Annotated in this window: 5 protein-coding genes; 2 read left to right on the top strand and 3 right to left on the bottom strand. The window is 59.3% G+C overall.

All coding sequences use genetic code 11. The features are described 5' to 3' along the window. Positions 1-101 precede the first annotated feature (101 nt). A complete protein-coding gene (locus NW829_RS10990; protein ID WP_414413987.1) occupies positions 102-503 on the top strand; it encodes a SaoD/DsrE family protein in 402 nt (133 codons plus the stop codon). 15 nt (positions 504-518) lie between these two features. Here the strand turns inward: NW829_RS10990 and clpB are convergent, their stop codons facing one another. From clpB to phoU, 3 genes are all read right to left on the bottom strand, one after another. Then, the gene (gene clpB / locus NW829_RS10985) at positions 519-3,161 is read right to left on the bottom strand and encodes an ATP-dependent chaperone ClpB (RefSeq protein ID WP_414417080.1); all 2,643 of its coding nucleotides are present in this window, start codon (positions 3,159-3,161) and stop codon (positions 519-521) included. A 199-nt stretch (positions 3,162-3,360) separates the two neighbouring features. After that, positions 3,361-5,646, bottom strand: a complete 2,286-nt coding sequence (locus tag NW829_RS10980; RefSeq protein WP_414413891.1) for a ribonuclease R family protein — start codon at positions 5,644-5,646, stop codon at positions 3,361-3,363. 67 nt (positions 5,647-5,713) lie between these two features. Beyond that, positions 5,714-6,355 (bottom strand): phosphate signaling complex protein PhoU, encoded by a 642-nt coding sequence (gene phoU / locus NW829_RS10975; RefSeq protein WP_414343567.1) that lies wholly within the window; start codon positions 6,353-6,355, stop codon positions 5,714-5,716. Positions 6,356-6,564: 209 nt separating this feature from the next. Here phoU and NW829_RS10970 point away from each other — a divergent pair, with 209 nt between their 5' ends. Then, the gene (locus NW829_RS10970) at positions 6,565-7,887 is read left to right on the top strand and encodes a four-carbon acid sugar kinase family protein (RefSeq protein ID WP_414413890.1); all 1,323 of its coding nucleotides are present in this window, start codon (positions 6,565-6,567) and stop codon (positions 7,885-7,887) included. Positions 7,888-7,964 lie beyond the last annotated feature (77 nt).

The raw sequence follows: 7,964 nt of genomic DNA, 5'->3' as shown, positions 1-7,964 counted from the left end.
CTCCCGGCAGTGACCCTACGGGTACAGTGCGGGGCTCCTGCGATTTCTAGCTGAAAATGATAATTACTGATAATCAAAATTGAAAACGGCAAGGGGGCCTCATGAAAGTTGCCTACGTGTTCACTCACCCTCGCTGCGGCACCTATAAGTTGGGCCAGATGATCCTGCCTCAGCTAGAAGCAGGGGTGCATGGAGCGCAGGTGGTGGGCATGTTCTTTTTCGACGACAACTGCTTTGTTTTGCGGCAGGGGGATCCCATTGGCGAGCGCTTGGCCAAAGTTGCCCAAGAGCAAAACATCCTGCTGATGATGTGTGACATGTGCGCTCTGGAGCGCAACCTAGCCGAAGGGGAACCCCGCTGGTGCGACGCTCAAGGACGCGGGCGCAGAGAGCTAGCTCGGTGCGTTCCCAAAAACGTCGTCAAAGGAGTGCAGGTGGGCTGTTTCCCTGACCTCTACGAGGCCTTGAAGGACAACCCACCTGACCAAGTGATTACGCTTTGACGGAAGGACCCCGACTTAGCTGACGGCCACAGCCGCCGGCGGCTCTTGGCTGGGCTGAGAGCCGATCTTGCGGAAGATCAACCGCTCGTTGGCTACATCCACCAAAATGCGGTCGCCGGGTAGGAACTCGTTTTCCAGCAGCTTGGTGGCGATGGGGTTTTCGATCTCCCGCTGGATCACCCGCTTCAGGGGACGGGCCCCGAACACTGGGTCGTAGCCCACCTCTGCCAGGTAGTCCTTGGCTTCTTCGGTGAGCAGGATCTCGATTTGCTGATCTGCCAGCAGCTTTTCCACCCGCTGCATTTGCAGGCCGACAATCTGGCGAATTTGCTCTTTGGTGAGGGCGTGGAAGATGATCAGCTCGTCCACCCGGTTTAAAAACTCCGGTCGGAAGTGGTGCCGCAGCATGGCCAGCACCTGAGTTTTCATCTCCTCGTAGCGGCTTTCATCGGCCCCAATTTCCAGGATGAGGTCGCTGCCGATGTTGCTGGTCATGATGATGATGGTGTTTTTGAAGTCCACTGTCCGCCCTTGGGAGTCGGTGATGCGGCCATCGTCCAGCACCTGCAGCAGGATGTTGAAGACATCCGGGTGGGCTTTTTCCACCTCGTCAAACAGCACCACCGAGTAGGGGCGTCGCCGCACCGCCTCGGAGAGCTGCCCGCCTTCTTCGTAGCCCACGTAGCCTGGAGGGGCCCCCACCAAACGAGAGACCGAGTGCTTCTCCATGTACTCGGACATGTCGATGCGCACCATCGCCTCGGAAGTGTCGAAGAGGAACTCCGCCAAAGCACGGGCCAGCTCGGTTTTCCCCACGCCAGTGGGCCCCATGAACAGGAAAGAGCCGATGGGGCGATTGGGATCCTTCATGCCGGCCCGGGCGCGCCGAATGGCTGCCGCTACGGCGGCTACCGCCTCGTCTTGGCCCACCACCCGCTGGTGCAAATGGGCTTCCAGGCGCAGCAGCTTCTGCTTTTCCGACTCCATCAGGCTGGTGACTGGGATCCCGGTCCAGCGGGAGACGATCTCAGCGATATCTTCAGGAGTCACTTGCTCCCGCAGCAGCGGCTCGCCGTTGGCCTGCAGCTTGGCCAGGTGAGCCTCCTGCTCTTGGATTTGCCGCTCCAATTCCATCAGCTTGCCGTACTTGAGCTCGGCAGCGCGGTTGAGGTCATATTTTTGTTCAGCCTGTTCGATTTGAAGCTTGACGGCGTCCCGCTCGGCTTTAAGGCTTTGCAGGCGTTCGATAGCCTCTTTTTCAAATTGCCAGCGAGCATTCAACTCCCGTTGTCGCTCCGTCAGGTTGGCCAGCTCCTGCTCAATTTTGCTGAGGCGATCTCTAGAGGCAGCATCATCTTCTTTTTTCAGGGAGAGCTCCTCCATCTGCAGTTGCATGATGCGCCGGTCGATCTCGTCCAGCTCGACGGGCTTGGAGGTGATCTCCATCTTCAGCTTGGCCGCCGCCTCGTCCACCAGGTCGATGGCTTTGTCGGGCAGGAAGCGCTCGGAGATGTAGCGGTTGGAGAGCACCGCTGCCGCCACCAAGGCGGAGTCGCTGATTTTCACCCCATGGTGCAGCTCGTAGCGCTCTTTGAGGCCGCGCAGGATGGAGATGGTATCTTCCACCGAAGGCTGATCCACGTACACCGGCTGAAAGCGGCGTTCTAGGGCCGCATCTTTTTCGATGTGCTTGCGGTATTCATCCAGGGTGGTGGCGCCGATACAGCGCAACTCGCCCCGCGCCAGCATGGGTTTGAGCAAGTTGCCGGCATCCATGGCCCCTTCGCCGGCCCCGGCGCCGACAACGGTGTGCAACTCGTCGATGAAGAGGATGATCTGGCCTTCGGATTCAGTGACCTCTTTGAGCACAGCTTTGAGGCGGTCTTCAAATTCCCCGCGGTACTTGGCCCCGGCAATGAGAGCGCCCATGTCCAGAGCAATGACTCGCCGGTTTTTCAGAGACTCCGGCACATCTCCCCGGTTGATGCGCTGGGCTAGGCCCTCCACAATGGCTGTTTTCCCCACGCCGGGTTCGCCGATGAGGACGGGGTTGTTTTTGGTGCGGCGGGAGAGCACCTGAATGACGCGGCGGATCTCGTCATCTCGCCCGATCACCGGGTCCAGCTTCCCTTCGCGGGCCGCCTGGGTGAGATCGCGGCCATAGCGCTCCAGGGCTTCGTAGCGGGATTCGGGGTTTTTGTCGGTGACCCGCTGTTTGCCTCGCACCTCTTTGATGACCGGTTTGAGGCGCTCTACCGTCAGGCCCAGGGGTGCCAAGACCCGCTTGCCCACCCGCTCATCTTGCAGGGATCCCAAAAACAAGTGCTCCACCGAGATGAAATCATCGCCGTACTCTTTGCGAAACTCCTCGGCCCGATCCAGGGTGGTTTCCAGGCCGCGACCCAAGTAGAGCTGATCCACCCGCGCCAACTTGGGCTGCTGGTTGATGAAGCTTTCCACTTTATCCCGCACCAGCCTCGGATCGATACCTGCCCGTTGCAGGAGGGTTTGGGTGAGCCCCCCCTCTTGATCCAGAAGGGAGATCAGCAAATGCTCGGTTTCCAACTGTTGCTGCTGGTGCCGCCGGGCCACATCTTGGGATTGGACAATGGCGCTCCAAGCTTTTTCGGTAAATTGGTTGGGATTGGTGGGCTGCATAGGAGTTCGGCAGAGCTTTGCTACTCAGTATAGGAAGGCAATACAGACACAGGGAGCACCCTGGACTCTTTCGGGGCAGTAGAGCTGGGTGCCGGAAGCTCCGGTAGGATCTTCCTGATCTAGGTATCGCCTATTTTGCCAGAGCCAGAGTTCGCAACAACCGTCCTCTCCAGCTGCGATCCATGGAGGGATCCCCGCCTTATTCTTCTTCTTCGTAGGGACGGCCTTCCCCGATTACCGCCAGGTCAATTTGTTGGCGGTAGTAATCCACGTTCTTAATCTGCACCTCCACCCGATCCCCCAGGCGAAACTGGCGCCGACTCTTGCGTCCCACCAGCGCCTGCTGACGGCTGCGGTACTCGTACCAATCGTTTTTCAGGGTGCTGACCCGCACCAAGCCTTCCGCCAAGATGGGATCCACCTGGACAAAAAAGCCGTAGTTCTGGACACCGATGATTAGGCCGGGGAACACCTCTCCCAGGTGCTTTTGCATGAACTCAGAGCGCTTCAGGCCCATCAGCTCCCGTTCCGCCTGCTGCCGGATCCGGTACCCCTCCTGAATTTTGGGCAGTTGCGCCTGGAGAAACGCCTGCCATTCCTCCTGCACCTTGGGCGGCAACACTTGCCAGTCGATTTGGCCGTAGCCGCTGGGGCCGTGCAGATCCACCACAGTTTTGGAGCGAGGGCTGCGGCGATCGCGTCCTTTGCTTAGGGCCAGGTGCAGAGCACGCAAATTGAGCAAGTCGGCATAGCGGCGCAAGGGGGCCGTAAAGGTGGCGTAGGGTTCTTTGAGGCCCAAGCCAAAATGGCCCAGGTGTTCTTCCAGAGGCTGAAGACGATACTCGACCGGGGGCAAGGTGGCCAGCATCTGCGCCACCAAGGCCGGGCTCGCGCCAGAGGCCAACACATCGGGAGCGGTGATGCGGGCACAAATCCGCTGCCAGTCCGCCAGAGTTACGACAGCGGGATCTTGCAAATTCAGATCCAGCTTCATGGCATTGGCCAGGCGCAAAAAGCTCTGCAGGGCCTCGGCGGCAGGGGCAGGCTGCACGCGGGCCAAAGAAGGGATCCCCAACTGGCGCAAATGGTGGCCCAGGATTTGGTTGGCCAGCAGGAGAATTTCCGTCATCAGGGCATGGGCGCCGAGGCGATCGCTGATCAAGAGGGGGCCGTAGCCGCTTTCATCGGCAGAGTGGGGAGTGAGCAAATCCAACAGGGGCAGGTCAAATCCCCCCGCCTGGTGACGTTTGGCCCGTAGGATCTGGCTAAGGCGCAGCAGGTTTTGCAGCAGGGCCATCAACTCCGGCACTTCTTCGTCGGGGCCCAAGTCGGCGGTGGTGGCCAAAAGAGCCTGCACCTGACCATAGGACAGGTGAGCCCGCGATTGCACCAGGCTGGGGTAAATCTCGAAGTTTTGTACCACCCCTTCTGGGTCGAGGGTCACTAGCAGTGAATAGGCCAAGCGCTCCTGCTGTGGCAACAGAGCCAGGCGGTTGTGCACCTCCGGCGGAAAGAGAGGCAGCACCATCGTATCGAGGTAGACGGTGGCCGTCCGCTGCTGAGCCTCTTGCTCCAAGGGGTGGTCGGGATCCAGCCAATGGGCCACGTCAGCAATGTGGATCCCCAGCAGCCAGTGGTCATTCTCTTGCCGCTGCAAGGAAACAGCCACGTTGGGTTCCAAGCCGTGGGGATGCTGCAGATCCAAAGGCTCCAAAGTGATGCAAAACCAATCGCGCAGATCGCGGCGGCCCTTTTGGTCAGAGCGGCTGAGCTTTTTGGGCAGAGCTGCTGCTGCCTCCAACACCGGGGCGGGAAACTCCTGCGGTAGGTCGTACTTGCAACAGACCAAATCTGCATCGATGGAGGCCTCTGGGCCGTCGCCCAAAATTTTGCGAATGGTTCCGGTTGGGGGCAGATCCCCCAGCGGGTAGCGATTCACCTCCACATAGGCCACCCGCCCCTCTGCCAGCTCGACAGGGGATCCCTCCGTCAGGGCCAGCTCGAACAGCAGCCGGTCGTCCAAGGGCACCACCCGAAAACCCTGTTCCGTCTGTTTGAGGCGACCCACCAGGGCAGAATTGGCCCGCTCCACAACGGCCACCACCTCTCCCTCAGGGCTGCGGCGACGGTTGCCATCTTTGGTGACCCGCGCCAACACCTGATCCCCATTCCAGGCGCCGCTGAGGTTGCTGCCGTGGATGTACACATCCTCTACCCCCGGCTCGTCCCGAATGGCGAAGCAGAAGCCTTTGCTGGAACAGCGCAAACGCCCCACCACCAAAGATTCGTCCGGCTTGCGCCGATAACGGGGTGGATCCCCGGATCGTTCCAGAAACCCGGCCCGCACCAGGCCATCGAGGGCAATCTCCAGCATTTCCGGCGCTTCTGGATCGGCGGACTGCAAGAGAGCAAGAAGAGTATCTTTGTCGGTCAATTGCTCGGGAGGCTGAGAGAGAAAATGCTGAAAAATTCGAGAGAAGTCCATTTTGGGTATTGGCAAAAGAGGAGAGAAGAAGAGGGGTTAAGACATCACAAGACCCAACCCGTTGGCGTTAGTCACGCTGGCCGGTGACGATAAAAGCTACCCGCTGACCGATGTTGGTGCTGTGGTCGGCCAGACGCTCCAGGTAACGGATCGCCAGCAACATCAATAGAATAGGCTCGACCGATCCGCGAATGTCAGACTGCTGCGCCAACGTATTGTAAAGGTTAGTGTAATCTTCATCAACGGCGTCGTCTTCCCGCTTCAGTTGTCGGCCCAGGTCGGCGTCCAATTCTGTCAGGGCCACTAGGCTGTGGCTGAGCATTTTCTGGCAACGCTGCATCATCACCTGAATACGACCCAGCTCCGGGGGCGGCGGGTACATGACCAAGCGCAGGGCCACTTCGGCCAAATCTTTGGCGTAGTCGCCAATCCGCTCCAGATCGCGTACCAGTTGCATCAGGGTACTGATCCAGCGCAGATCCCGCGCCACCGGGGAGCGCAAGGCAATCAAATTAATACAGTCTTTCTCGATTTGACGATAAAAACGGTCAATTTGCTTGTCTTGGGCGATCACCTGTTCGGCGGCGGCCAAGTTCTGTTCAAACAGGGCCTGCTGGGCCAAGACCACCGATTTTTCCACTAATGCCCCCATACGCAGCACATCCTGCTGAATCCGCTTAATCTGAAGTTGCAGCTCAGCTTGCCCCATGGCTTTCTCCCATGGATGTGGGCAGGGGGGGGAAGGGTTGCAGTTGTTTTGGATCACCAGAGCCAGCTGATCTCAATCATGGCAAACTTCGCCTGGAATAGGGGCAGGGAAGATGGCCAACTTGGGGGAAGATGAAAATAGCGGTTGCCCTTTGAGGGGGATTCGTCTGTCTGGAGTTCTCGGGTTGCTTTGTCGATTGAGACGGTCTCATGGCTCTTCCCCCCATCATTGTGTTGGACGATGATCCCACCGGATCCCAAACCGTTCACAGTTGCCTGCTCCTCACCCGCTGGGATCCGGAGACCTTGAAGCTGGGGTTGCAGGATAGCTCGCCAATTCGCTTTATCCTCACCAACACCCGATCCCTGCCGCCGGCCAAGGCCGAAGAGGTGACGCGGTCGGTCTGCCGGGCCCTCAAGCAGGCCATGGGGGAGCTGGGGTGGGAGCGGGCCCTTTTTGTTAGCCGCTCCGACTCGACGCTGCGGGGGCATTACCCCCTGGAAACGGATGTGATGGCAGCAGAGCTGGGGCCTTTTGATGCCCATTTTCTGGTGCCGGCCTTTTTTGAGGGAGGGCGCATCACCCGCAACAGTGTCCACTACCTACGGGTGGGGGAGCGCTGGGTGCCGGTGCATGAGACGGAGTTTGCCCGCGACTCGGTGTTTGGCTACCACCACAGCTATTTGCCGGACTATGTGCAGGAGAAAACCCAGGGGCGGATCCGGGCTGAGCAGGTGGAGCGATTGACCCTAGAGCAGATTCGCGCCGGCTGTCTGGAGCGGCTTTTGAGTCTGGAGGGGAATGTCTGCTGTGTGGTGGATGGAGAAACCCAGGCGGATCTGGATCGCTTTGCCCAAGATGTTTTGGCGGCAGCCTCTCAAGGCAAACGCTTTTTGTTTCGCAGTGCCGCCAGCCTCCTGACGGCTCTGGCCCAGTTGCCGCCACAACCCGTTCCCCCGGAACAGATGGGGCAGTTTGTTCGCTCCTCTCAACCGGGGGTGGTGATCGTGGGATCCCATGTGCAAAAGTCCAGCCAGCAGTTGGCCCGCCTTCTGCAGGAGCCTGAAACCCAAGGCATCGAGGTGGAGGTGAGGCGACTATTGGATCCCGACGCGGAGCTGCTGCCAGGGATCCTGGCCCAAGTTCACAGCGCCTACGAGAAGGGTCTGACGCCGGTGGTCTACACCAGCCGAGAGGAACTGACGTTCGAAAAGGACGCCGTAGAAATGCGCCTAGCTTTTGGGCAGAAGGTTTCCCGGTTGTTGATGGGTGTGGTGCAGGGGCTGCCAGAAGGGATCGGCTATCTCATCAGCAAGGGCGGCATCACCTCCAACGACACCCTCAGCGTTGGCCTCAACTTGCCGGCGGTGCGTCTGCTGGGGCAAGTCTACCCTGGGATCTCGATGGTGATCACCCCGTCCGATCATCCCCGCTTTCCCAACCTGCCGGTGGTGTTGTTTCCGGGCAATGTCGGCGAGGCGGATACGCTGCTTTTGCTCCATCGTCGCCTCAAAAGTCGGGGCTTGATTTAGGGTGAAGAGGATGGTCTTGTGGGTTCCTGATACATTTACGCTGAACACTGCTGAACATCACTGTTCAACTATGCAGC

The sequence above is a fragment of the Synechococcus sp. R55.8 genome (genome assembly GCF_047461895.1).
Taxonomy (GTDB): Bacteria; Cyanobacteriota; Cyanobacteriia; order Thermostichales; family Thermostichaceae; genus Thermostichus.
Note: the sequence above shows the minus strand (reverse complement) of the source record. Positions and strands in the feature narration are given on the sequence as shown.

Excerpts from the sequence above, each read along its gene's own strand:
- NW829_RS10990 (WP_414413987.1), top strand. The coding sequence starts at position 102 with ATGAAAGTTGCCTACGTGTTCACTCACCCTCGCTGCGGCACCTATAAG.
- NW829_RS10980 (WP_414413891.1), bottom strand. The coding sequence starts at position 5,646 with ATGGACTTCTCTCGAATTTTTCAGCATTTTCTCTCTCAGCCTCCCGAG.
- NW829_RS10970 (WP_414413890.1), top strand. The coding sequence starts at position 6,565 with ATGGCTCTTCCCCCCATCATTGTGTTGGACGATGATCCCACCGGATCC.
- clpB (WP_414417080.1), bottom strand. The coding sequence starts at position 3,161 with ATGCAGCCCACCAATCCCAACCAATTTACCGAAAAAGCTTGGAGCGCC.
- phoU (WP_414343567.1), bottom strand. The coding sequence starts at position 6,355 with ATGGGGCAAGCTGAGCTGCAACTTCAGATTAAGCGGATTCAGCAGGAT.